Origin of the sequence: Lactovum miscens (genome assembly GCF_014202895.1) — a bacterium.
Taxonomy (GTDB): Bacteria; Bacillota; Bacilli; order Lactobacillales; family Streptococcaceae; genus Lactovum; species Lactovum miscens.
Window position 1 is genome coordinate 19018 of sequence record NZ_JACHHV010000005.1, and the last position, 24506, is coordinate 43523.

A 24506-nucleotide genomic window follows, 5' to 3' on the forward strand; every position below is an offset into this window, starting at 1 on the left:
AGTAAGGTGAAAATATGAATACAAATATGAGTATAAATAAAAAGATTCTTGACTACTATGAGAATCGTCCTCGTCGTTGGCAATATATTACAATTATCCTTATTTTGGTACTCGGAATTTCTTGGTGGTCAAGCTCATCGCTTAATAGTTTGACTATGACTAAGCAAGGTTCGGCTATAGCTTTAGAGATGCTTAAGGGAATTGTAAATCCTGATACTAAGATTTTGTTTGCTTTGGGAACCTCCGGTGTACTTTACTTATTGTTGCAGACTATTGCGATTGCGATTTTAGGTACAATTGTTGGTGCTATTATTGCAGTTCCCCTATCATTTTTGTCTGCGACTAATATGATGCCAAAACCGATTGCTTATGTTGTTCGCCTTCTAATTATGGCAATTCGTACAGTTCCTTCTTTTGTTTATGCGCTATTCTTTGTCGGCATCGTTGGCATGTCCCCTTCTGCAGGGGTTATGGCTTTAGGCCTTGAGTCAGTTGGCATGATTGCCAAGCTTTTTATTGAATCAATTGAAGACCTTGACACAGGAATTATTGAATCGATGGATGCAGCTGGAGCCAGCTGGTTCCAAAAGATTCGTTTTGGTGTATTACCACAACTTTTGCCAGAATTGTTATCTAATCTGCTATACCGTTTAGACATGAATCTTCGCGACGCTTCTATCCTTGGTTTGGTTGGAGCCGGAGGTATAGGTGCCCCTTTAATCTTTGCCATGAATGGACAAATGTGGTCTAAAGCTGGATCAATTTTGATCGCTTTGTTCATCTTGATTGTCATTGTTGAATTGATTTCATCGCAAATTCGTAAAGTTTTAATGAAAGGTTAATACTCCCTTTTTTAAAAAAGTAAATTACAAATTTAATTTAGCCACCTAAAGAAAGCAAAAGCGGTTCTACAATAAATTGTTTTGGTTTTAAAATCATTACAAATATCGAGTTTTCTAATGATGGTGCTTCTTATTACATTACCTCAATTGTGTCAAAGAAGGCTACTTACGTATCACTTGATTATGATAAATATAAATTGGACCTTTCGCCAATCAAAAGTTGTCTTCTATATTAACTCAAATTCTGGAAGAATCTTCATTTTTTTAAATTCAAAATTTGACTATGAAGCGCCACCCTCTTCAACTTTTGTTTTATCACAAGAAACAACAGCCACATGTTATCAATCTCAACTTAAAATCAAAAACTTCAACTTACCTTTTATGATAAGCTGAACAAGTTGAATAGGAAAATGAAATGAGCTTGTTTACTCACCAGTAATAACAGCTGGTACTAAGAACAAAACTTATACTTTATAACAATTTCAAAAACGAGAGCTATTGTTGCCAAAACAACTAAGTACCTCTTTAGTGTTGCAGTATTGACAGACTCTGATGTAGTATGCACTTATTTAAATACGATAGTAACTAAAATCTTGGAAAATTCAAGTGGAAATGTTTAATACTTGGTAAAATGATGTTAAAATTTGAGACAACAATAGACTGTCCATTTTTATTCAGTTTATTTTTCAATTAATAGAAAAGTAAGGTAAGTTTTTTAATGAAAATTAGAATTTTTGAGACATCAGACATGCATGGTTTTATTTTACCCACGAACTACACAGAGAGTGTGATGAATCTTCCCTTTGGTATGGCCAAGGCACGTACAATGATGGATTATTTATCAGCTGAAGCAGAAGTGGCTGGAGAGGTTGTTCTGAAGATCGAGAATGGCGATATTCTCCAGGGGTCTGCCCTTGCCTATTATTTGGCAAAGCAGGTCAAAAATGGTCTTTCTCACTTGACAGAAGTGACAAATTCCTTTGGCTATGATCTTGGTTTACTTGGTAACCATGAATTTAACTATGGCCGTTCGTATATTAATTCTTATGTCTCTCAGACTAATTATCCCATCCTTTGTGCTAATGTTCTAAATGAGGAAGGTCAACCAGCTTTTGGGGACGCCTATAAGATCTTCGAAAAAAAAGGAATAAAGATTGCAGTTCTTGGACTTTTAACTCAATATGTCCCTCATTGGGAGCACCCTACAACAATTAAAGGATTGACTTTTAAGTCGATTGTTGAGACAGCCAAAGAATATTTACCGAAGCTCCATGAATTAGCAGACATTGTAGTTGTAGCTTATCATGGTGGTTTTGAGAGTTCACTTGAAACAGGGAAACCAGAAGAAGCTTTAACAGGTGAGAATGAAGGTTATCAACTGTTAACTGAGTGTTCAAGTCTAATTGATGCATTTGTGACCGGACATCAACACCGCGAGCTCGCCCAATCTGTGCTTGGTGTTCCAATCGTTCAGCCAGGCTATCGTGGAGCCAACGTGTCTGATATTTGCTTAGAATTGGACGAAAATTTAAAAGTCATTTCCAGCACTGCTGAAATACACTCAGTTGCAGATGTGAAAGCCTCAGAAGAAGTGGTTTCAATCATTAGTCCAATCAATAATGAAGCTGAAGCCTGGCTTGATACACCAATGGGTAAAGTGACTGGTGACATGACAATCAAAGATCCAGATTTGGCTCGTTTGATTGAACATCCTTATATTGAATTTATCAACAAGGTTCAGATTGAAGCCTCAGGTGCTAAGGTATCAGGTACTGCTTTATTCAACAATGAATCTCTTGGTTTTGGTGAAACCATAACTATGCGTGACATTTTGACCAACTATATATATCCTAATACATTAGCCGTATTACGCATCACTGGTGCTGATATGAAGGGAGCACTTGAGATCACTGCGAACCACTTGTCCCTTGATGCTCAAGGTAAAATCATCTTTAATCCAGACTTTGTCAACCCAAAGCCTCAGTTCTATAACTACGATATGTATGAAGGGATTGATTACACGTTTGATCTAACGAAGAAATTTGGGTATAAGGTTACAAGGCTCGAGTTTGAAGGAAAAGAAGTTCTTCCAGATGATAGCCTTGATATTGTTGTCAATCAATACCGTGCTGTCGGCGGTGGAAATTATCCGATGTTTAAAGCTTCAAAGATCATTTCTGAAATCACTGTTGACATGACAGAGCTAATAGGCAATTATCTAAAGAAGCATCCAGTCATTGAAGCTACAAGCAATCATAACTTCCATATTGTAAAATAATTTTTCTGATTTAATGAATATGTCTCTTCTTGAAGGACTTTTATAATTGTCTGAATTACATTCAAACTAAATTTATGCTCTTAGTGAAAGCTCCCAACTTTCGGAGGTTGATATTTATAGGAGTTGGAATAGGCTTATTAAATATTATTCAGATCCTTCCCTATATTTTTATGCTATAAATATTGCTGTAAAAGAAAGAGATACGGATGATAAGAGGCAAATTGCAATTATAAGTTAGCCAGTTTTAACACATGGTTTAGTTATTGGAACATAGCGGTAAGGAAAATTGCCTTTTTAATCAGAAAATTGCTGAGGAAATACTTTCCTTCGCTAGCTGCAAGCTATATATAATCATAATAATACTATAAGTTCTGACTTATTTACTTGCAGTTACCTCATTGATTACCGATGAAGAGCAAATTTTCTTAGCTCTCCTTCTTGATTTCATTACTATTTTCTCTCCTTTGTCTTCCAGATATCAAAAGTCTTTAAAGTATAATAAGAATTTATAAATAATAATTTTGGCAAATTGCAAATTTAATTTAGCCACCCCGATACATCTGAAATGGTGTCTGATACTTGAACATTTTTCTTGGATAATGAGCCATCCAAGTCTCAATTTTAGCAACAGCCTGAACTGTTGTTTGTTTTGTTCCTTTGGGTAAGAAGCGTCGGATCATGCGGTTATGATTCTCATTGCTTCCACGCTCAAAGCTGGCATAGGCATGACAGTAGTACACCGGACAAGTCACCGCCTCATGTAAACGGGCGAATTCACGGCCATTATCCGACGTGAGGGATTTGAACTGAGTTTCCTTTTGAAGTGCTAAAAGCGCCGTATTGACAGATTGGGCAGACTTATTTGGAATCAGACGAATGATTTCAAAGCGTGTTTGGCGCTCTGTGAGTGTCAAAAGGCAGTCATTTTTTTCTTTGGTCAACAGCACCGTATCGATTTCCCAATGGCCGAATGCTTCACGATGGTTAATTTCCTCTGGACGTTGGTCAATGGACAAGCCATACGGACGCTTGGGGTGAGTTTTTCGGAGCTTCTTAGCCTTCTTATAATGCGGATAAAGCAAGTGATGGGTTTTTACATCAAGCCAGCCTTTGTCCACCCAGTGGTAGAGGGTGCGAAGACAAACCCCTGTCAGCTCTTGGAGAATGACTTCTAATGATTTCTTATCTCTGACACCCGCACTTATGGTTTCATTGAGGTCCGATGTGAGCTTCGAAGGACGGCCACAGTGACTCTTATTGACGCTGTGGTGTTCTTGTGCATGAAGTGCAGAATACTTTGTCTTTATTTTTAAGTGCACTTCCCCTTGACGAAGTTCATTGTTTATTGTTTGGGGCGCTTTATTCAAGAGCTGAGCGATCCGACGGTTACTTAGCTTCTCCTTGTTGTGCCAACGTTCAATCAACTGACGTTCTGTATAAGTAATTTCTTTGCCTTTTGTGTTAGAATAACCTTGCATCTGAATTCCTTTTCTACTTTTTGTTCTTGCAAACTCAAGTATAAGAGATTCAGGTGTTTTTTTCTTGCTTCAGGTGGCTAAACTAATTTTACAATTTGCCAAATAATAATTTTGAATATAAAGTCAATTTTTATAGTTGGCTGTCTTTTTATAATTGAATCGAAACATTTTCCTTATTTTCACGTATAATGATAAGGATGGAAAATTTAAGTTTAGTAAATCTTGAACAAACACTAAAAGAAAACTTTGGTTTTGATCATTTTCGGGCAGGCCAAAGGCAGATCATTGAGCAAGTCCTTGAAGGAAAAGATACATTAGGGATTCTTCCAACTGGTGCAGGAAAATCTATTTGTTATCAACTTCCAGCCTTATTGTTTGATGGAATTACTTTAGTAGTTTCTCCATTAATATCATTAATGAAAGATCAGGTTGATCAGCTTGAAGCTGCAGGTATTCCTGCGACATTTCTAAATAGTACAGTTGATGAGGCCGAGTCACATTTTAGGATGTCACAGATTGAAGAAGGACTAATAAAAATTCTATTTGTCGCACCTGAACGTTTTGGGCTTGAATCATTTAATTATTTTATCTCACGTTTATTAGTCAATCTTGTTGCAATTGACGAAGCACATTGTATCTCCCAATGGGGACACGATTTTCGCCCAAGTTATTTAGCCTTTGCAAAACGAATTGAAAATTTAAATCCTAAACCAACAGTTTTGGCTTTGACAGCAACTGCAACTGAGCGTGTTACAGCAGATATTCAGCACCTACTAAATATTAGCACTTCAACTACTATCAAAACTGGATTTCTAAGAGAAAATCTTCGTTTTGAAGTTGTTAAAAATGTTGAAAAAAGGGCATGGCTACGTAAATATTTAGATAGTCGTGATAAGTTGGATACTGGCATAATTTATTGTTCAACTCGAAAAGATGTAGAAGAGGTGTCTGATTGGCTCAAACATCATGGCTATAATGCGAGGCGATATCATGCGGGATTAACTGAATCAGAGCGTGCTACGAATCAAGAAGATTTTCTCTATGATAACTGTCAAATCATAGTAGCCACAAATGCTTTTGGAATGGGAATTAATAAGTCGAATGTGCGTTATGTGATTCATTATTCAACCCCGTCAAATATTGAATCATATTATCAAGAAGCAGGACGCGCTGGTCGAGATGGTCTTGAGTCAGATGCTATTTTACTCTGGGCTTTAAATGATCTTAGAATCCGTAATTTTTTAATTGAGCAAGGAGAAGGTGATGAAGCTCACAAAGAATTAGAATATGATAAACTACGTCAAATGCAGGCATACGCAAACACAGAGTCTTGCTTACAACGTTTTATCTTACGTTACTTTGGGGATGAAGGTGAAGATTGTGGAAAATGTAGTAATTGCCTTGACCAACGTGTGTTGGCTGACATTACAATAGATTCACAGAAGGTTATGTCCTGTGTTATCCGAATGGGGGAGCATTTTGGTAAAGCAGCTGTTGCAAGTGTTCTTGCGGGCTCAAAAAACAAGAAACTTATTCAATGGAATTTTGAAAAGCTTTCAACTTATGGAATAATGAAGGGAGTAAATCAAAAGGCAATTTCTAACCTTATTGACTTTCTCACAAGTGAAGGTTATCTTGAGGTTAGCTCAGGAAAATTCCCTTTACTTTCTGTATCAACAGCTGGAAGAATGGTTCTGAAGGGAAAAATAAAAATAGAACGTCGTGAAGCAATGGTCATTTCTAAGCCAAAACTTAACGTATCTGACAATTTCAATATTGAACTTTTTGACGCTTTAAAATCTTTACGTTTAGAAATTGCAAGATTGTTAAAGCTCCCACCCTTTATGATCTTTTCGGATGCGTCTCTCCAAGATATGACTTATCTGAAGCCACAAACGGATGAGGAATTTCTCAAGGTTTCAGGGGTTGGGCCACAAAAATTGGAAAAGTATGGCTCAAATTTCCTAAAGCTAATCAGAGAATCTAAGTGATTATATTGAATTCTATGAGACTGTTAATCTTACAGTAGTGAGCTAAATATTTTATAATAAATATAATTGGTAAATTGAAAATTAAAATTAAATTTTGGCATCTAAGCATCTGAATCTATTGTTTCCATGGTATAAGAGATATTTATTATCTTGATAATTTGGTAATGGAAAGCCTCTTTTAGTTACTAAAAGCAGTTTGTTTATTGAGAATTGACACAGATAGATTCAGTATTACAATACAATACCAAATGGATTAAAAAGAAATTAGATTGGCTTTTACCAAAAGAATTTCGATTAGAAATCGTAGACTAACAAACAAGCTCAGGCAAAAATTTTGCTTGAGCTTGTTTGTTAAGTCTTATGAGTGAACTACATAAAAGTTTATATTTTAGGATTCATATCAATTATTACTTGAGCTATTATCCAATTTAGTTGCTACACAATATTTTTATCCTTATTTTTGTTGAAATATCTAAACGAGTTTTTATTATAGTTTTTCTAATAAAATATGATTGAAGAAAGAAATACTTTTGAAGTCCTCTTTATCACTAACATTCCACTCGAGGACAAACATTTTATCAGCCCATCTTTTCTCTACTTTATACTCATTTGGTTGTAAGGCCCAAAACGTTCTCAATCCTAAAGTCTTAGTAATCTCAATTGAAAGATCTTTAATTAACTCTGGCAAATTATAATAATTTATTTTTCCAAAGGCTTCATTAATTTTGTTATTATTAATCAACATATCCAATGCCTGCTCCAAATTGTTCTCAAACACAACTTTTTGCATAATTGCTCCCGCATGATTATGCTTCACAATTGAAATTAGCCCTTCATTCTTTAACAAGCGATCGAATTCCTGTAAAATATCGAGGCGCTCTTCCGGACAATACTCAAAAACATTGTGGCAAAGAATGATATCAAAACTTTTGTCTTCAAACAATTTGAGACTTTTGAGATTACCGTTAATTTGATTGTAAATATTACTCACTTGACGGTGCTTAATCATGTCAGTATTTGGCTCAATTGCAAAAACATCATTATATTTAGCAAAATGGTTGGCATTCCATCCAAAACCAGAACCAAAATCTAAGATTTTCCTGCCTCTTAAATCTCCTAATTGTGCCCAAACCATACGATAGTAAAGTTTCAACCATGGTGTGTCCCACTGGTCATAATATTTTTGCAATCCTTGTTCCATATATTCTCCTTATTATGGGGTACCTTAATTTTAGTTTATCACTTTAGGTGTTAAAGATAAATATAAAATAACTCTCAAGCGCTGATGAGTTAAGGTTCCATATTCAAACTATTTAATTACAAGCTAGATGTAGTAGCAGTATTATAAATAAAATAAGTAAAATTGAATTTTTTTATTTTACACATAACCTTATTGTAAACAAGGTTTAAATTATTGGAGAAATATTTCAAAATAAACTTTATCTGGGAATAACGCATTTATAAATTATCCAATGCGTTTTTTTGTTCTTCATTAACAATATGCGTGTAAAGATCCGTTACCTGGGTACTAGAATGTCCCAACTGATGTGATACAAGCACTTCGGAGTTAGTTTGTGCATACAAACGAGTTCCCAAAGTGTGACGTAGACTATGTGGAGTAACTCTTACTTTAAATTTTTGTGAATATTTAGCCACTATTTTTTCAACAGAAGAGTTATCAATACGAGAAGCAGTACCTCGATAAATTGTTAGGAAAAGTGATGTTTCTTTCTTTTCAGGCCTGTATCGTCTTTCTCGAATAGCCAGATAGTCTTCTAAATAAGGTTTAGCAAATTTGGCAAATGGTACGGCATCACGTTTTCCACCTTTCCGAGTTACTTCAATCACCATTGTATTAAGATTAAGATCCCTTATATTAACTCCAACCACTTCGGATAAACGGACTCCTGAGGCTAACATCAAAGCTATCAGAGCTAAATCCCGCTCTTTATTTTTTTCAAAACTTGATTTTGCACGATTTGATAAATCTTTCACATATTCATTAGAGATATAATCTAAGAAGCCTTGAGTTTCATCACCTAAAAAGAGTTTATTTTTAATATTCTCAGCTCTTGCAGCTAAAGTTTCATGTTTTTTTGAAGTTTTTATTTTTTTCATTACATTGCGATAAAAATACGGTTCTCCGTTCAAGCCTTCAGCCTCCTCGGTAAGATACTTATAAAGGCTTGAAAGAGCGGAAATTGTCCGATTGATCGTAGTTTGTGAGACACCAAAACTGTTAGAATCTGTATTAAGTAGAGGTCTTTCACGCAAGTAGATAATAAATGCCTCTATATTTTTTAAAGAAAGTTTTTCCAAAACTTTGAGATTTATTTCATTTGCGACACCAGAAACTATGATCCAAGAAAAAAAGCGATCATATTCCTTCAAATATTCGTATAAAGTATTAAGTGAGTAGGGAATGGATAGCTTGGATTGGTAATATTCCAAAACAAAGTCAGGCATTTTATCCTTGAGCATCTCAATTTTTGATATTAATAGTTCACGTTTCATATAAAAGAAGTCTACCATTTGTATAGACTTCTGTCAAGAAAATCTTAGTTTTTCGGAGAGATATGAGTCATTTATCTCAAAAACATCGATTTTAAGTTTAAATTATTAAATTTTCAAAGTCTGTAAACATTGCTGTAATGCGGCTTGTAGAGTTTTTTTACTTTAAAGACAGCTTACCACAAAAGTTAAATAAAAAGCTCCATTTTTTTAGGAACCTACTTGATTGACTTTTGTGGATTTTATTGTATAATTATTCCAACAATGAGTCTCAGAAAGAAGGTTTCTGAACCGAACGTCATTAGTTTTCTCAAAAAAACTAATGGCCTTTTTATTTGCTTTTAGTGTATCATTTTGAGATAACGATTGCAAGAAGTAATTTGCAATTTTCTAAAAATAATTACACGTCTTTCGCTTTTTCTTCTGCTTCCTGCTTTTGAAGTGCTTTTCGGGCTTCAATTCTTGCTTTAAGCACTTCATCGACAGTCATTTTAGGCTTCCCTGTTTTTTTATCAAAGAACATGATGACCTCTTGCGTAACTGTCAGACGTCCCTTGCGCCCTTTGTGCTTATTGTTCCATACAAACCATCCTTCATCTGAAATAATCGTTCCGCCAACGATTTTTACCCTCATCGGGCCGTTTTGGGTTTCAACTGCTGCCTGGTCTCCGTTTGAAATACGCACAAATTCCAAGTGAGGGGGGACTTTCCAGTAACGTTTCTTCTTGTCATTGCCGTTTAAATGGACGGCTTTTATAATTTTCATTTTAAAATTCCTCGTTCACCACATAATATTACCATTTGAATTTTTTCTCAATCCATTATAACCTATCTAAAGCGTTGTGAAGCTCAGATTGAGCAATATGTGTGTACAATTGCGTGGCAGACGTGGAAGAATGCCCGAGTTGTGTGGCGACCAGGACCTGATCATGGGTGTTCATGTATAAGCGTGTCGCTAAGGTATGCCTTAACATGTGAGGGGTTACCCTTACTTTGTAAGCTTGAGAGTATTTTTCTACAAGTTTATTGATTGCAGCACTTGAAATACGGCTGGGTTGCCCGTTATGAAGGGTTAAAAAAAGAGCTTCTGTGTTTTCATCTGCAAAATATTTTAAAGTTCTCACATCAAGGTAATTTTTTAAAAATTTTGAAGCAAAAGGTGCAAAAGGGACTGTATCTCTATTTCCTTCTTTTCGCATCACGGACACTAATCTTTTACTCAGTTCAAAGTCCTTAAAATCTGTATTCACAAGTTCCGCATTTCTTATTCCTGAGGCAAGAAAGAGGCTTAAAATAGCAAGGTCACGTTCTTTGTTTTTTTTAAAACTTGTTAATGCTCGAGGACTTATTAAGTTTTCATAATCATGTTCCACAAAATTTAAGAAACTATTAGTCTCAAGTCCTAAAAATAATTTTCCATCTAGTTTTGAGGCACGATAATTTAAAGTATCTGACTCTTTTTTGATGCTCACCCGTAACATGATATTTTTAAGAATATAAGGATCTCCAAGCTCATTCTCAGCCTCGAAGGATAAGTAATTGTAAAGTGTTTTTAAAGAGGCTAACAGTCGATGCAATGCTTTTAAATGGTTTCCTTCTCGAATATTTTCTAATCTCGTTCGTTCATCAATAATAAATCTTTCAATGTCATTACGGTGTAAGTCTTCAAGCTGTTTTAAAGTAATCTCTTTTATAGACGAAACATTTAAAATTTTTTTCTTAATCAGCCAATGAAAAAATTTTTTATACTCAAGCATGTAATCATACAAGGTCGCATAACTATAATTATTTGAAACCTTTGAAAAATAAAAGTCCTTTACAAATTCAGGGTAGGATTCTAACATTTTTTGAATTCCAATCACATAGCCGTCTTTATTCATAAAATTTATTGTAATCTTAAATTTATGAAAATACTAGCGATGATATTGGCTTTGTTAACCTTACTATTAATATGTATTAAGGCTGCTTTTCATATTGCTATAATATTCTCCCTTTAGAATTTTGTTCATTAAATTTCCTCATCCTCCAAATGAAGCTCTTTGTTGATCGTCTATTGTGAAAGAATAATCTTGCATCTGAATCCTTTTTTACTATTTCACCGAGATAGAACAAGCTCGTAAGACAAGGGGAACTTCATTGATGAACAGTTGATAAAGCAAAAACCCCATAGGGATAAAAAGGTAAATGATATGTAAAAAATAGAAACAAATATTACTGATAGAGAAAGCTGTTTTAAATAATAATTCCAGTTATTATTTTAATAATAGTAAGTGGTCAAATTTATTTAATGTAATTAAAAATAAGACTTGTTATTATCGCCACAGCAGTTGGAATTATTATAGACCAAACGATTTTTTCTTTGAGAACTTCTTTTTGATCTTTTAAATATAAAGATCCTTTAGGAGTAATTCTGTAATGGTTCGAATTCTTTCGGAATTCATCTTTTACTATTAAACCTAATTGCAGTAAACTTTCTACAATTTCTATTGCCTCAGATAAATCTATTTTATTATTTGCGGCAATTAATTCTGGCGAATAATTCACTTTTGGAAGATCAATATGAGGATATAAGAAATTTTTCAATGCTTTATATTCAGTCTTTGTTAATTCATTTTTCATAAAACCTTCACTTTATTTTAGTCTATCCGTTTTAATTATAGAACGGAGTTATGGTAAGTTATTGTAAAACTTGGTTTATTTGTAAGATGGTAAAGAGATCCAGTTTATTAACTTCCCTAGCCGTTGATTGAAAGTAATTTCACATACCTCAAATTATTGGCTGGATTCTTTCACTGAGTTACCTTCTTCTATGATAAATATGACGGGTATCAGTCTTAAAATATCTCTAGCACTTAAATAAACCTTTTCTTTTTTTAATATTAATATACAGTACAGTTTATCCTAACATCTCCATATGAAATGAATGGTTTTAAAAATTTTTTAGTTAGTTTTTTGTAGGTTCAACTTCTCTTTCGTTTAGTTATGCACAATTAAAACTTTTTGAAAATAAAACATTTTTCAAGCCGCACATTCATGTAATTGGACTTAAGTCACAGTTTTATCTTGAGATTACACAACTTCTGCTTATAATTTTCTAAACTTTATTTGCTTTATTTATTAGGTAACTTAAAATATTTTTTTCTCAATTTCAATGCAATATTTACCAGTCCAATCATCACAGGCACTTCAACAAGTGGTCCAATGACTGCGGCGAATGCCTCCCCTGAGTTTATTCCAAATACTGCTACCGCTACGGCAATTGCTAGTTCAAAATTATTGCTTGCTGCTGTGAAGGACAAGCTGACAGCTATCGGATAGGATGTTCCTGCCCGATATGAAATCCAGAAACTGACAAAAAACATGATTACAAAATATAGCAACAGTGGAATGGCAATACGTAACACATCAAGTGGTAATGCAACAACTTTCTCACCTTTCACCGAAAACATAACTACAATAGTGAATAATAGCGCAATCAAAGTAATACGATTGATTTTTGGCACAAATTGTTGCTCAAACCAATCTTTTCCCTTAATTTTAATCAGTCCAAAGTGAGAACTCACCCCCGCAATAAAAGGAATACCTAAATAGATAAAGACAGTAGCTGCAAGTTGTCCAATAGTGATATGTACAGCAAAATTTCCCAGCCCCAGCAACTTAGGAAGTAGTGTCACAAATGCATACGCCCAAACAGAGTAGAAAAGCACTTGAAAAAGAGAGTTGAAAGCAACCAGTCCCGCTGTATATTCGCTATCACCCTGCGCTAGTTCATTCCAGACGATAACCATAGCAATGCAGCGTGCTATGCCAATCATAATCAAGCCAATCATATAACTGGGCATATCATGAAGAAATGAGACTGCCAACACAAACATTACGATTGGTCCAACAATCCAATTTTGCACCAAAGACAAGGCCAGAACTTTCCAATCACTGAAAACCTTTCCCATGTCTTCGTACTTGACCTTGGTCAGCGGTGGGTACATCATCAATATCAAACCAATCGCAATTGGAAAAGAAGTTGTTCCGACTGACATCTGATTAATTAGATTATCAACTTTAGGAAAAAAGTAACCCAGAGCGATTCCAGCTGCCATTGCGAGAAAAATCCAGAGGGTCAGAAAACGGTCAAGGAAAGATAGCTTTTTTGATTTGATTTTGCCAACTTTGTCAGTTAATATTTTAGTCATTATTGCTATAAATCCCTTTTTCACTTCTAATTAATAGTTTTTCTTCCAGCACTTGTGCAGCTTGCTGCACGGCATCCCACGGTGCACCAACGACTGGCGAATAAGCAAGATCCAAATTGCTGAATTGCTCTACTGTCATATGGTTATAAATCGCTGAAGCGTAGATATCTACACGTTTAGCAACTTCTGTACCGTATGCACCTATGATTTGAGCGCCTAAAATTTGGTGACTTTTTTCATCCGCGGTCAATCGGATAGTCATCTTTTTTGAATTTGGCATGTAGGCTTTGTGGTCGTCAACTTCAATCGTGATGCTGACTGGTTTGAAATCCGTATGTGCTAATTCTGCTTTGTTCAGACCAGTGCGTGCGATAATCTTATCAAATGCACGTAACACTTGTGTCCCTATAATACCTTCAAATTTGACAGTCTGCTCTAGCATGTTAGCACCTGCTACTCTTCCCTGCTTATGTGAAGTCGTTCCTAATGGCTGATAAACTTTCCCTAGAAGACGATGGTCGGTCTCCACCAAATCGCCTGCTGCATAAACATCGGTCAAAGTTGTCTGCATCTGGTCATTTACTTTAACAGTATATCCTAAACCAGCTTCAGCACCTGCCCTAAGCAAGAGTTCTGAATTTGGAATGACACCGATGGCAACTAATACAAAGTCAAACGTTTCTGCTAAGTCCTTTGCAAAAAATTCTTCACCCAAATGTACTTGCACACCGTTCGATTCGTAGATTTTTTGAATTGGCTCTGCTAAATCGGCATCTATGGTCTTTAAAATGCATTCACCGCGTTGATAAATATGCGTTGTAATCTTCCTTTTGGAAAGTGCTTCTGCTACCTCGAGTCCAACATATCCAGCTCCAACAACAGCTATTTTTTTAAGTTTTCCTTGAATAATTTGTTGTTCTAAAGAAAAATAATCTGCCATAGTGTGAAGGTAATGAAGATTCTTAAAGCCTTCATCGGATGGTAACTTTTTCGGGCGAGCACCTGTGCCAACCATCAATTTCTGGTAGTGAAAATGATAAGTTAGCCCATCTTTTTTGACTATAAGTTCATGTGCATCTGGCTTTATTTCTGTAGCTAAAGTGTTCATCCAAAAATCAATGTCATAAGCTTCAAGGTCTGCCATCGTCCGATGTGACAAATTATGCCAATCCGGAACTTCACCACTTAAAGCGTATGGGAGTCCGCAAATAGAAAAATTAGGGTAAGCGTCCGCCAAAATCATCGTAATTTTGATATTTTTATTCAACTCACGTGCACGCAGAGCAGCAGAAATTCCTGCATCGCTCCCACCAATAATTAAAAGTTCTGTATTAATTGCCTGTAACATTTTTTCCTCTTAAATTTATATAATTGTTTATTGCAGCAGCTTTTAACGTGGATCACACCTTGCACGTCTCATAATTTATAAAATTTTTAAAAAAAGTCATTATCTAATTTTAATTTCATATATTTTAAACGTTAGTTTATGATTTACTTTAAATTAACAAACTTATTTCTTCAAAATATTATTCTACTGTAAAATTTTAATTTTTAGTGTTACAAGTACAGGTTGATTTGTCTGATGAAAAAAGCTCTTTGCAAACGGTTTGAAAATTGATAATAAAAGTTTTGTTGAGTTTATAATGATTCCAAGTTCCTTTTTTCTCAACAATAACGATATCTGCTTCTTCCAAAACTTTCATATGATGCGAAAGCGCAGGTTGTGTGAAATCAAAATGTGACAGAATATCGCAGGCACATAATGTACCACAGGATAGGAGGTTAACAATTTTTAGGCGATTAGGCTCTGCTAAGGCTTTAAGTACTGTTGATGTTTTATTGTAATTCAATTTTCTTCTTTCTTGTTATATAAATGATGGTTTATATATAAATATAAACCATCATTTATATAATGTCAAGAAAATATGAAATATAAAAAGGCTTGTTATAAAATTCAAGAAATAATCCTTTTAAAATTCTCTTGATATACCGCTGTATCTCTCAACTTTATATTTTGATATTAAAAATAGAAATTTTGACCTCGAATACACCAATTTTGAAACAAAGTTAAATACCAATTAATTTATGTTTTAACCTATTTGACAAAATGAAATTTAATTTATTTTAAGCTATCTCAGTAGAGTCCTTTTATTGATATTCAACTGAAGCCAGTTCATGATGAATGGCAAGTTTGATATTTTCAAAACTTATTATTAATAAGTTAAATTAGTCAAAACTTTTGAAACCCCTTTTATTTTGTTATTGAGTTGGTTTTCGGTTGACGTTCTGAAACATAACGAATTCCATAGAACTTGTTCAAATCATCAACGGTTGAATTGAATTTATCACGCAAAAGCTGACGTGAAGCTCTGGATGATGCCAATTCTTGCTGAAGCTCCACGAAGGACATTGTGGCGTATTGAGACTTGGTTTCGTTCTTCTCTTTTTCCTCTTCAGCTTTTTCAAATATCAAATCCTCGCCGTCATCATCTTCTCAGCCTTTGTCCAATTTGAACATGACATGATACTGACCGGAACCCCGGAGGGAAAGAACTTTGCACGAAAAAACGACCCTCACTTTAAGGAGGGACGTCCATTAAAATATACGAAAGAATAAATTGAATTTGCGAAAGAGCTACGTCAGCAAGGGAGGACTTATAGAATGATTGAGCGTAAGACAGGGATTAGTGGTGCAGCGTTAAAGAGAAGGTTTAAAGAGTAAACTCCTTCGGTAACACTAAAAAAGATTATATCAAATAAAATAAATATGAATTACAAAATGAGCTAAATCTGTTCTCTTATTATCTCCAATAGTCGTTTTCACCATAACACCATCTCCTTCAATATATAAGAATGGGGCTTTAATTTTTTTTTGTTCCGCATGGTCTTGATAATAACGGTATTCGTCAAATTCTACTTGAAGCTTATGAGCTTGTTGCACAGCTTTTCTCACTGTTTCGTGGTTAATAACAAGATTATACATCATTTGTACAATCTCAACTACTTGACAGTAAGTAACAATCGTTGAAAGTTTTGCAATTTGAAACATTAATCCTTTTGAGTGCCTCTCATAATGGCTGAGTCCCAATTTATTATCTACAGGATAACACCAGACGCCATCTTTCTTATACCCCCGTCTGCTGAATGAAGTATCTCCAAAAGTGAACATAACAGTTCTTACGCCAAAAAGGATGGGTTTCCACCCATTAGCTTTCATGATTGGATATATATATTCGTCGTATTGCTGTACAATTTTATAAAAACCTTGTAAATTATCATCCTTAAATTGTGAAGCCAAGTTACTTTCATTTATTACCTTTTGGTCCATCATTTTTCTGATATTCATTATAATAATAAAATTAGTTTAACAATTTAAAATAATGATTTCAAACTTTTAAAGCAAATTACTCTGTAATTAGTGTTTTAAGGATGTTTTTTCCGAAAAACCTTGATTTTTCCGAAAATTCAACAATTTAAGAACCCCTTGGTTGAGGCTTTTGGCAATCAACACTCAAAGTTTTATGCATAAATCTGGTAATATTAGAAGTTTTTATCAAAAATGAGAATATTATTAAAACAATTTTAGAAAAAATTATTGATCAACTTAGTGTAATAAATGCAACTTCTTTGTTTAATGGCAAATTGTAAAATTAGTTTAGCCACCTGAAGAAAGAAAAAAACACCTGAATCTCTTATGCTTGAGTTTGAAAGAACAAAAAGTAGAAAAGGTTCAGTTCAAATCACTCACTTCGGATAATGGTCGTGAATTTTCCAGTTTACATGAAGCGGTGTCTTGTCCGGTTTACTATTGTCCTACTTATTTACGCAAGCTTTGAGCGTGGAAGTAATGAGAATCATAACCGCATGATTCGACGCTTCTTACCCAAAGGAACAAAGCAAACAACAGCTGAAGCTGTTTTGAAAATTGAGACCTGGATGAATCGTTATCCAAGAAAAATGTTCAAGTATCAGACACCATTTCAGATGTTTAAGGGTGGCTAAATTAAATTTGCAATTTGCCAAACTGATTTGAAAATAACCTCACGAGTTTTATATCATCTCTTTCATAAAACCCAGCAGTAGTATTTGGCGGAACATGTAAAGCATACTTTGTTAATTTAATAAATGGTAAATTGAGTTTTTCTTTTAATATATCAAATTGGAATTCATATAACGAATCTTCTCCTTTAGAATTTACAAACTGCTTAAATGAATTGTCTAACAGTTCTCTTTTACTAATTTTATTACGCCTAACAACATTTTTTCTCAAATAGCTTTCAGTAACTTTTTTACTGAAATAAATATTTGAACTCGAATTTAGATAAAAATATTTATTCATTTTATCTATGATCTTATCATTTTTAATATAATATTCTTTGTTCTTACTGCCTATATCGTACACTCTTGAATCATATAAAAATAAACATAACCTTGGAGAAAGAGGGAAATATATTTCTAATCCTAAACAACCAAATCCGAGTCCACTAGACTTTCCATTTAGTCCTTTAGCTAATATATTATCTTTAATAATAGGACTATCTGTTGTAATAAACTCTCTATTCCTTGAATTATTATTAATAAGACAAAGTTCTAAATCAAATAGGCATTTTTGAAGGGTTGAAGCTGTTGATAGAAGAATAAGACTATTTTCTTTTTCATCATAGTCTATAATCTTTTTGACTTCATCAGAAATTTTAGTTAAATCCCCCTTAACCCCATCTATTACTGCATTTTTAAAGCGTCTTTGTTGTTCAGTTGCTATCTCATTCATTTTTAACGTTCTTAAATCACTAATAACGATAAAATAAATTAACTGAAGATACTCCTTACTCCCTTTTAACGGAAGTTTCTTTGAACGGATTATTTCTTTTATTATCTCACCTGATTTTGTCTCAATTTTTCCAAGCTCTTCTTCCACTTCATTAGTTTTTCCATATAGATTTTGTGCTTGACCCATTGTCCGTATTGAAGCATCTTCAATATATACATCTTCTTCAACAGCGAAAGTACCAATACTTTTACTACTGCTTGAAAAGTTTCTTAAATAGAATTTAGGAACATAATGATGTCTATTTCTTTTTATCTCACTCATTTTCCATCCACAATCCGAATTTATTCTTCCGTCAGTCATACAACTCATAAAATAGTGCATCTATCTGCTTGTCAGTTGCATTTTTTACTAATCAAAGTAGGACTCCCATTCATCTTGCTGTTTGAGCACAACAAGTCTAATTCCGTTATTTTCTTGTCCACTACTATCCTTGCAGTTGAGCCATTCTTAATTTTTTGAGATTGATAAGTATGGATGAAAATCGATAGTTTTGAATCAAGTTTACACTAGATAACATAGTAGAAAATGAATACACTGAATCATCATGAATTTGCTATTTTTTCTTTGGGGCTGTTACAACAGTAAAACGCTTTTCTTATTCCAAATCATCAATATCTTCATCATCTGAGTAATCAAAATTATTTGTCCCAATTTGGGAAATCTTATTTAAGCTCTCTAAAAATACTGGATTGAACATTCCAGTTAGAGTATTAGCACGTGAGATCACTATATTTCCTACATTTGCTGAGACAATACTCAATGCATTTTGTACAGCTTGAGCATAAGTTTGAGCAAAAGCTTGAGCAAAAGTTTGCAGTAATGCAAATGAGTTTCCGAATGATGGTAATTCCGTCTTATGAATCATCGAAGTGCTTAAGCTTTTAATTTCTTCCGTAAAATGTACTAAAAACGTCTTGATAAATTGAAAGTCTTCATTTCTAACCTTTTTATTATGAGCTACTTTGTTACGTATTTTTTTTACTTTTTTATATTTTTCGATAAACACTTTTCCTTGAAATTCAGATTTCATATATTTTGAAAAGTATTCATCCCAAGCAGAAAACCTCCGCACCCTCCCGTCAAAATCTGTAAAGAAATCTAATAAATCGTTTAAAGCATCTGGAGTATCATCCACTCTGATCAATTTTGTTTGAAGCCCATCACCTTCGCCTTTTTGCGCAAATATTTTTTTAAATAAAAGTGTTTCTAGTCCAGTCAGGTTAAGTTCTTCAAGTATTGGTTTTCGGTTTGTCTCCCTTAGTTGTTTTGGTAAAAAAGCGCGTTCTTCCCATTCTCTTCCTAACTCTTTAAAAAAAACTACTTGAATTAATCGTCTCAATTCATTTTCGAAATCATTGAATAAAGGATACATTTTTTCGGAATAGTATTTTGAAAGTTTTCTATCCAAGAAAAGGCACTTTCCTCGATTTTTTTGGACTATTATCTCAAATTCTTTAATGAAATCATCATAAAAACTCATGTTTTTCCAATGAATGTCTTCTTGAATAGAAAATTCAAATATATGAGCCACATCAAAATCTATAGATTTAAAATCTGTTAATCGTAGGCTAAATTCAATATTTTTATTTTCACGTGCCTTATAAAAAACTGTTTGAACCTGTCGACTATTATTGATAGGTTGAATTTTAGAATTTTGAAACCAAAGTGCTACACTACTCCGAGAGTTCCTAGTTGGAGAAGGATCTTCCTCAGCCGTATTATTTTTTGTAGGTGGAATAACCATAATTTCAAAAGAAAGTCTATTCATTTTTCTCTCCATAATCCGAATCTCATCTTCCGTCAATCCATAAATCTCATAAACCAACTGGTCAATCTGCTTATCAGTAGCTATGAGTTTACTGCATCTTTAAATGGTTTTCAATTGAGATGACAAAATTCCTGAAATACAGTCTATCATCTGCTGAAACCAGAGAATAATTGCAAATCCAGACAATCCATTTATCTGAAATCCTTTTGCCTTAAAATCAAGTAATAACGGTCGTAAAAACTGTGAGAGAACGCCTACTAAAATTGCAAGTTTTACAACACCTAGCAAACCTAAAGCAATCCGTTTTTTTATTGACTTATTATCAATCTTAACGTAGTATTCCATTATTGGTACTCCTAAAGAGAAAATTGTGTAAAAAACACCCACCCAGATAAACCCAGAATTACTCACACCTATACCTCATTCTTAAAAAATCAGTTAAATCTTTTGAGTTTTCTCTTGGTTACTTTATTTTATCCTCAAAAAATTTTTCCAAATTAATTATACACCTAACCACATTTTTTATCTTTTCTCATTTGACTACAAAAAAACCCTAACTTTCGCTAGGGCTAATAATAGAAAACGAGAGTTTCATCTTCTTTTTTTTATATTTTAAAGTCCCTGTGCAACGTTTTTCTGTTTTGTTTCAGAAGCAGACTTAATTTCATAAAACTTGTTCAACTCGTCAACGGTTGAATTGAATTTGTCACGCAAAAGCTGACGTGAAGCTCTGGCTGATACCAGCTCTTGCTGAAGTTCCACGAAGGACATTGTGGCGTATTGAGACTTGGTTTCGTTTTTCTCTTTTTCCTCTTCAGCTTTTTCAAGTATCAAATCCTCGCCATCATCTTCTTGATAATCTTCTGTCACAAAATGCTTTGCGGCTTCATTGAGTTCAATAATTTTTTCGTCCAATTCGCTTAATTTATCACGAGCTGCCTCAAGTGCAGCATTCAATTGTTGCTCCAGGTTCACCATCTGATTTCCTGTGGTTACATCATGTTCGGCCAAGAAATTAATGGCATCTACCAGTTGATTAATTGTTGAAATAATAGGTTCTTTCTTAATAGGAATCGTTCCATAATACTTATTCAACTGCTTGATAAGCGTTTCACCTGTGAGATAACGACCCTGGTTCTTTTCATTCTTACTAATGAAGTAAAAGTACTCCTTCTTTTTGAGATATAAAGTGTAGTTTCCATTCTCTAACTTATCAACTTTATAGCTGCCAACAAAAACCTGACCTCGATTTTCTACCCCAAAATCAAGATTGATATAGTAGCCTTTTTCATTAACTTGATTAATTTGCCAGGGCTCTAAAGTAATTTGATAATCAAAATCGTTTCGAACAAAATCTTCAGTCTCTTCATACTGTTTGACAACATCTTCAACAGAAAATTGGCCCACATTTTCTTCAAACTGTTTTAGAAGACTTTTTAAATTATAAGCTTCAGGATCTTTCTTATTTAGAACACGGCCTCTTGTATTTCTCAATTGAGGTTCATCAAGCAGCTTGAAGGTTGACCACTTACCTGAAAAATCAACTTCCAAGTTTAAAGCACTGGCTTTTAATGTAAAATCTTCTAAATTAGAAGAATGAGTCATCAGAAAATCCAACCGTTGCTTTATTTTGTTTTTGTAAATCTGATCTGCCTGCCATTGAGTGTATCTAAGATGTGAATTTTTAGGAGATTTTTCAATTATCTTTGCGCCTGCTTCAGATGCAATTTTATCTGATATTTTCTCAAAAAGTTCTTTTGATTGATCTTTACTCTTTCCAGATTTTGATTTTGTAATCTTCCACGGCATTGACTTTCCCGTCACAAGATTCGTAGTGTTAATAATGATGTGATTGTGTATGTGATGTTTATCAGTGTGAGTCGCAATGATAAATTCATACTCACCACCTGTGAATTCTAAAACAGTTTTACGACCAAGTTCGTGAATTTCTTCAGGAGTTAAATGATCTTCTGGGGAGAAAGATTGGATTAAGTGACGGGCTAAGACGGCATTGTTTCTTTCCAAGCTGCTCATTTTAAACTCAAGCTTTTTGGTTTTTGGGTTAAAATCTAAATCCGTTCCTTTTGAAATGGCTGCGAGACGTTTAGTTGCCAAAAATTCAGTAGCGGCATCGTACACGTCTTCGATGTGATAACCTGAAACGAGTTGTTTGCTCATGGTTTTATCATCATTCGTTACATAAGGAAATAGATTTTCGAAATGGCTCTTCTCCTCTCCTTTTTTCTTTTTTGAAACGGTCACCTTATCCGCATTCTCAACATAATTTTTTGCTTGGATTAATTTGTTAACATTATGAATCTGAAATTGTTTTGTATAAACCATTTACTCTGCTTCCTCCTTTAATTTTTCCGTGACCAGGTTTTTAACTTCCTCTAAAAGATGGATAACTTCCTCTATGTCATCGTCACTGATTTCGTCAAATTGATGTGCAAGCTTTACAATCTGGTTGATGTTATTTCCTATTCTTTTTACCTGACCATTCAACCTTTCAAGCTCCGTAAAATCTTTGACAGTGACCTCTCTTTGTATTAAAAGATTCCGTGCAAAATTTTGAAAATTAGCAAAAGGGCTCTCATCAACTTTACTTTTAATATATTCACTTTCTTCAGCACTCAACCTTATTTTTTTTTGAATTGGACGTTTTCGATTTTCGTTATTCGCCATAGAACAAACCTTCCTATTTCTCCGAAAAAGGAAGGCAGGGACAACTCGTTGTTTTCCCTGCACCCTTTCAAGATATGTGCCCAAGTCCACCAAATTCTAAATTGAATTTTTCCTACCTGCAAGCATAGTCACTGGGTACCCAGTGACGTTTTTTATAAAATGGCCTCCGTATAAACGGAAGCCATTATCTAAATTTTTGGGGGTTCCCCAATCCCCTTTTCACTTCGTTTAACCTTTCTTGATTTTTTAATTTTGATGCTCAAAATTTTTAAAAATAAAGAAGGAAAAAGATTCATTCTTACACATGGAAACCAGTTTTTAAAGAGAAATTTTGCTTTGAATTCTCTTTACTTTTTGAATTTTCTGCTTGTGCAAGTCGTTCTTCAAACTTATTCAAAGGTTGAATTTTTGGGGGAGCAACATTGTTGATAAAAACATTATTTTCTTGCAATAATCTTTCAAGATTCTCGTCAAGGACTTTATAGTTATTTACCTCTGTGAGAATATCTTTAGCGTAATCACTAATTTGTTCAATGCTTCCGTTCGCTTCAGTTGCCTCATAAATTGCTTGTTGCAATCCTTCTTGAGAGCCTAATATTTGTTTCCTCGTTTCTTCTTTTAGAGATTCATACTGACTGGCTGAAAAAATATCTGGCCATTCTTTAAATTCATGCAAAAATTGTGTATTCAAATCTTGATAGAAAGCTGTTTCTTCAAGAAGGGCATCAAAATGTTTTTCATCTAGGCCAACACTTTTCAAATCATAATTACTAGAAACTTCTTGTGCCAAATTACCTCGGCCTAATGTTTCAAGTTCCCCAGGAGAGAGCAGTACTTGTTTAGCTCTTTCAATGTTATCAATTTCTTTCTGGTCTAAACCAAGCTGGATTAATGAGTTGTAACCTTTAATATTCTCAAAAGTAAATCCATCTAAATCATTCTCTACTAGGTCTTTTAAACTCCCCAACTTAGGAATGTACTCCATGAATCCAGAAGACAAGCCAGCGTCACTACAGTAATCAAGCAAAGCTTGGGAAAGAATGCTATAAGTGCCAGGAGTGCCGTCTGCATAGGAAAAAAATAATTCTCCAGGCTCAATATTCTCAAAACCATGCCACTCTTCAGTGTTTTCTTTTTGACGCTGAGTAAGCTCTTCAAAACTCTTAATTCTTATACCAGCATCTTCAATAATTTGTGAGAGGTTGGGGTATTGTGCATCCAGGGCTTTTGGATTATCTTTCAAAAGCCCAGCAAGATCATCAACATTAACATCAATTTTTCTTTCAGGGATTATCTCTTCGAGACCAAACTCTAATCTCTTTTCGTTTAGCATTTGAGTAAATTCCTTTTGAAGTTTATTAATGTCAAAGCCTTCTCCATAAATTGCTTCAAGGGTGTCGTATTCATAATTTACAGTACCTCCCCCATTTATAAGATAAGAAAGGTCATACTTTCCAGTTCCAATATTACTCCAAAATTCTTGGTCTTGATCTGTGTCAAGATACTCATGGAAAAATTCACTGTAAACTTCCATACCAACTTGAGATTCAATTAATATTTTATCCATTTCTATTCTCCTGGTGTATTTAAAGTCTGTTATTCATAAGCTGTCACAATGTCATGTAACAAACTTTCATAATCTGTGGGGTCCTTGATTCCTCTTAAATATTTTATGGTTTCAAGATAAGGGGTAAGGTCAATGTCCACTTCTGTATCTTTATATAGATTAATCAAAGCATTGATTCTTGTGATAATCTGGGTTTTGGTGAAATGCTTCCTCTTTTCATGAACGTGTGGCTTTTCACTGGTAGGGTCTGCAAGTAAAATCTGTGCGACAACAAATTGAAGTTCCTCTTGTTTTAATTCCATTATTCTTCATCCTTTTCTTCTTGTTTTGTATTAAATGTTCGGTCTACCCTCCCCATTCGTCGG

Annotated in this window: 21 protein-coding genes and 2 pseudogenes; 5 read left to right on the forward strand and 18 right to left on the reverse strand. The window is 34.2% G+C overall.

Translation table 11 applies throughout. The features are described 5' to 3' along the window. Nucleotides 1-32 precede the first annotated feature (32 nt). Both phnE and HNQ37_RS02140 read left to right on the forward strand, forming a co-directional pair. The gene (gene phnE / locus HNQ37_RS02135; protein ID WP_414672546.1) at nucleotides 33-842 is read left to right on the forward strand and encodes a phosphonate ABC transporter, permease protein PhnE; all 810 of its coding nucleotides are present in this window, start codon (nucleotides 33-35) and stop codon (nucleotides 840-842) included. A 718-nt stretch (nucleotides 843-1560) separates the two neighbouring features. Beyond that, complete coding sequence (locus HNQ37_RS02140) at nucleotides 1561-3120, forward strand: bifunctional metallophosphatase/5'-nucleotidase (RefSeq protein WP_183538882.1); 1560 nt, start codon at nucleotides 1561-1563, stop codon at nucleotides 3118-3120. A 542-nt stretch (nucleotides 3121-3662) separates the two neighbouring features. Here HNQ37_RS02140 and HNQ37_RS02145 read toward each other — a convergent pair. Further along, a complete protein-coding gene (locus HNQ37_RS02145) occupies nucleotides 3663-4598 on the reverse strand; it encodes an IS30 family transposase (RefSeq protein WP_183538884.1) in 936 nt (311 codons plus the stop codon). A 197-nt stretch (nucleotides 4599-4795) separates the two neighbouring features. On the opposite strand from HNQ37_RS02145, the gene recQ reads away from it, so the two are divergent. Next, nucleotides 4796-6589, forward strand: a complete 1794-nt coding sequence (recQ, locus tag HNQ37_RS02150; RefSeq protein WP_183538886.1) for a DNA helicase RecQ — start codon at nucleotides 4796-4798, stop codon at nucleotides 6587-6589. 487 nt (nucleotides 6590-7076) lie between these two features. Here recQ and HNQ37_RS02155 read toward each other — a convergent pair whose 3' ends face one another. The 9 genes from HNQ37_RS02155 to HNQ37_RS02195 all read right to left on the reverse strand — a co-directional run bounded on the left by HNQ37_RS02155 (nucleotide 7077) and on the right by HNQ37_RS02195 (nucleotide 15763). Then, entirely contained in the window at nucleotides 7077-7790 is a 714-nt protein-coding gene (locus HNQ37_RS02155) for a class I SAM-dependent methyltransferase (protein WP_183538888.1), read from the reverse strand. A gap of 257 nt (nucleotides 7791-8047) precedes the next feature. Beyond that, nucleotides 8048-9103 (reverse strand): tyrosine recombinase XerS, encoded by a 1056-nt coding sequence (gene xerS, locus HNQ37_RS02160; protein ID WP_183538890.1) that lies wholly within the window; start codon nucleotides 9101-9103, stop codon nucleotides 8048-8050. Nucleotides 9104-9500: 397 nt separating this feature from the next. Next, the gene (locus HNQ37_RS02165; protein ID WP_246415564.1) at nucleotides 9501-9866 is read right to left on the reverse strand and encodes a hypothetical protein; all 366 of its coding nucleotides are present in this window, start codon (nucleotides 9864-9866) and stop codon (nucleotides 9501-9503) included. Between the two features lie 55 nt (nucleotides 9867-9921). Continuing rightward, the gene (gene xerS / locus HNQ37_RS02170) at nucleotides 9922-10980 is read right to left on the reverse strand and encodes a tyrosine recombinase XerS (protein WP_183538892.1); all 1059 of its coding nucleotides are present in this window, start codon (nucleotides 10978-10980) and stop codon (nucleotides 9922-9924) included. Nucleotides 10981-11380: 400 nt separating this feature from the next. Next, nucleotides 11381-11719: a hypothetical protein gene (locus HNQ37_RS02175; RefSeq protein WP_183538894.1), complete on the reverse strand. Its 339-nt coding sequence runs from the start codon at nucleotides 11717-11719 to the stop codon at nucleotides 11381-11383. A gap of 491 nt (nucleotides 11720-12210) precedes the next feature. Continuing rightward, nucleotides 12211-13290, reverse strand: coding sequence for an ACR3 family arsenite efflux transporter (arsB, locus tag HNQ37_RS02180; protein WP_183538896.1), 1080 nt, complete (start codon nucleotides 13288-13290; stop codon nucleotides 12211-12213). Next, on the reverse strand, nucleotides 13283-14638 hold the full coding sequence (locus HNQ37_RS02185; protein WP_183538898.1) for an FAD-dependent oxidoreductase: 1356 nt from the start codon (nucleotides 14636-14638) through the stop codon (nucleotides 13283-13285). Before HNQ37_RS02185 ends, arsB begins: the two co-directional genes overlap by 8 nt. A 196-nt stretch (nucleotides 14639-14834) precedes the next feature. Then, nucleotides 14835-15140, reverse strand: a complete 306-nt coding sequence (locus HNQ37_RS02190; protein WP_183538900.1) for an ArsR/SmtB family transcription factor — start codon at nucleotides 15138-15140, stop codon at nucleotides 14835-14837. A gap of 401 nt (nucleotides 15141-15541) precedes the next feature. Then, complete coding sequence (locus HNQ37_RS02195; protein WP_183538902.1) at nucleotides 15542-15763, reverse strand: hypothetical protein; 222 nt, start codon at nucleotides 15761-15763, stop codon at nucleotides 15542-15544. A 3-nt stretch (nucleotides 15764-15766) separates the two neighbouring features. Between HNQ37_RS02195 and HNQ37_RS08475 the strand changes: the two are divergent. After that, nucleotides 15767-16012, forward strand: a pseudogene (locus tag HNQ37_RS08475) (recombinase family protein); the annotation flags it as partial. 30 nt (nucleotides 16013-16042) lie between these two features. On the opposite strand, the gene HNQ37_RS02200 reads toward HNQ37_RS08475, so the two are convergent. Continuing rightward, on the reverse strand, nucleotides 16043-16636 hold the full coding sequence (locus HNQ37_RS02200; RefSeq protein ID WP_183538904.1) for a UPF0236 family transposase-like protein: 594 nt from the start codon (nucleotides 16634-16636) through the stop codon (nucleotides 16043-16045). Nucleotides 16637-17000: 364 nt separating this feature from the next. On the opposite strand from HNQ37_RS02200, the pseudogene HNQ37_RS02205 reads away from it, so the two are divergent. After that, nucleotides 17001-17292 (forward strand): annotated as a pseudogene (locus tag HNQ37_RS02205) (IS30 family transposase); the annotation flags it as partial. 1 nt (nucleotide 17293) lies between these two features. Here HNQ37_RS02205 and HNQ37_RS02210 read toward each other — a convergent pair. From HNQ37_RS02210 to HNQ37_RS02240, 7 genes are all read right to left on the reverse strand, one after another. Continuing rightward, nucleotides 17294-18421 carry a DUF4238 domain-containing protein gene (locus HNQ37_RS02210; protein WP_183538909.1) on the reverse strand — a complete coding sequence of 376 codons (1128 nt, stop codon included), beginning with the start codon at nucleotides 18419-18421 and terminating at the stop codon, nucleotides 17294-17296. A 295-nt stretch (nucleotides 18422-18716) separates the two neighbouring features. Continuing rightward, nucleotides 18717-19925 (reverse strand): hypothetical protein, encoded by a 1209-nt coding sequence (locus HNQ37_RS02215; protein ID WP_183538911.1) that lies wholly within the window; start codon nucleotides 19923-19925, stop codon nucleotides 18717-18719. 63 nt (nucleotides 19926-19988) lie between these two features. After that, nucleotides 19989-20234, reverse strand: coding sequence for a hypothetical protein (locus HNQ37_RS02220; RefSeq protein WP_183538914.1), 246 nt, complete (start codon nucleotides 20232-20234; stop codon nucleotides 19989-19991). Nucleotides 20235-20501: 267 nt separating this feature from the next. Further along, a complete protein-coding gene (locus HNQ37_RS02225) occupies nucleotides 20502-22232 on the reverse strand; it encodes a relaxase/mobilization nuclease domain-containing protein (RefSeq protein ID WP_183538915.1) in 1731 nt (576 codons plus the stop codon). After that, on the reverse strand, nucleotides 22233-22574 hold the full coding sequence (locus tag HNQ37_RS02230; RefSeq protein WP_183538917.1) for a plasmid mobilization protein: 342 nt from the start codon (nucleotides 22572-22574) through the stop codon (nucleotides 22233-22235). A 298-nt stretch (nucleotides 22575-22872) separates the two neighbouring features. Continuing rightward, nucleotides 22873-24141 carry a hypothetical protein gene (locus HNQ37_RS02235; protein WP_183538919.1) on the reverse strand — a complete coding sequence of 423 codons (1269 nt, stop codon included), beginning with the start codon at nucleotides 24139-24141 and terminating at the stop codon, nucleotides 22873-22875. Nucleotides 24142-24170: 29 nt separating this feature from the next. After that, nucleotides 24171-24443 carry a hypothetical protein gene (locus tag HNQ37_RS02240; protein ID WP_183538921.1) on the reverse strand — a complete coding sequence of 91 codons (273 nt, stop codon included), beginning with the start codon at nucleotides 24441-24443 and terminating at the stop codon, nucleotides 24171-24173. Nucleotides 24444-24506: the final 63 nt, after the last annotated feature.

Excerpts from the sequence above, each read along its gene's own strand:
- HNQ37_RS02235 (WP_183538919.1), bottom strand. The coding sequence starts at position 24,141 with ATGGATAAAATATTAATTGAATCTCAAGTTGGTATGGAAGTTTACAGT.
- HNQ37_RS02240 (WP_183538921.1), bottom strand. The coding sequence starts at position 24,443 with ATGGAATTAAAACAAGAGGAACTTCAATTTGTTGTCGCACAGATTTTA.
- HNQ37_RS02155 (WP_183538888.1), bottom strand. The coding sequence starts at position 7,790 with ATGGAACAAGGATTGCAAAAATATTATGACCAGTGGGACACACCATGG.
- HNQ37_RS02220 (WP_183538914.1), bottom strand. The coding sequence starts at position 20,234 with ATGGAATACTACGTTAAGATTGATAATAAGTCAATAAAAAAACGGATT.
- xerS (WP_183538892.1), bottom strand. The coding sequence starts at position 10,980 with ATGAATAAAGACGGCTATGTGATTGGAATTCAAAAAATGTTAGAATCC.
- xerS (WP_183538890.1), bottom strand. The coding sequence starts at position 9,103 with ATGAAACGTGAACTATTAATATCAAAAATTGAGATGCTCAAGGATAAA.
- HNQ37_RS02165 (WP_246415564.1), bottom strand. The coding sequence starts at position 9,866 with ATGAAAATTATAAAAGCCGTCCATTTAAACGGCAATGACAAGAAGAAA.
- recQ (WP_183538886.1), top strand. The coding sequence starts at position 4,796 with ATGGAAAATTTAAGTTTAGTAAATCTTGAACAAACACTAAAAGAAAAC.
- HNQ37_RS02210 (WP_183538909.1), bottom strand. The coding sequence starts at position 18,421 with ATGACTGACGGAAGAATAAATTCGGATTGTGGATGGAAAATGAGTGAG.
- HNQ37_RS02230 (WP_183538917.1), bottom strand. The coding sequence starts at position 22,574 with ATGGCGAATAACGAAAATCGAAAACGTCCAATTCAAAAAAAAATAAGG.
- HNQ37_RS02200 (WP_183538904.1), bottom strand. The coding sequence starts at position 16,636 with ATGAATATCAGAAAAATGATGGACCAAAAGGTAATAAATGAAAGTAAC.
- arsB (WP_183538896.1), bottom strand. The coding sequence starts at position 13,290 with ATGACTAAAATATTAACTGACAAAGTTGGCAAAATCAAATCAAAAAAG.
- HNQ37_RS02185 (WP_183538898.1), bottom strand. The coding sequence starts at position 14,638 with ATGTTACAGGCAATTAATACAGAACTTTTAATTATTGGTGGGAGCGAT.
- HNQ37_RS02175 (WP_183538894.1), bottom strand. The coding sequence starts at position 11,719 with ATGAAAAATGAATTAACAAAGACTGAATATAAAGCATTGAAAAATTTC.
- HNQ37_RS02145 (WP_183538884.1), bottom strand. The coding sequence starts at position 4,598 with ATGCAAGGTTATTCTAACACAAAAGGCAAAGAAATTACTTATACAGAA.
- HNQ37_RS02225 (WP_183538915.1), bottom strand. The coding sequence starts at position 22,232 with ATGGTTTATACAAAACAATTTCAGATTCATAATGTTAACAAATTAATC.
- HNQ37_RS02140 (WP_183538882.1), top strand. The coding sequence starts at position 1,561 with ATGAAAATTAGAATTTTTGAGACATCAGACATGCATGGTTTTATTTTA.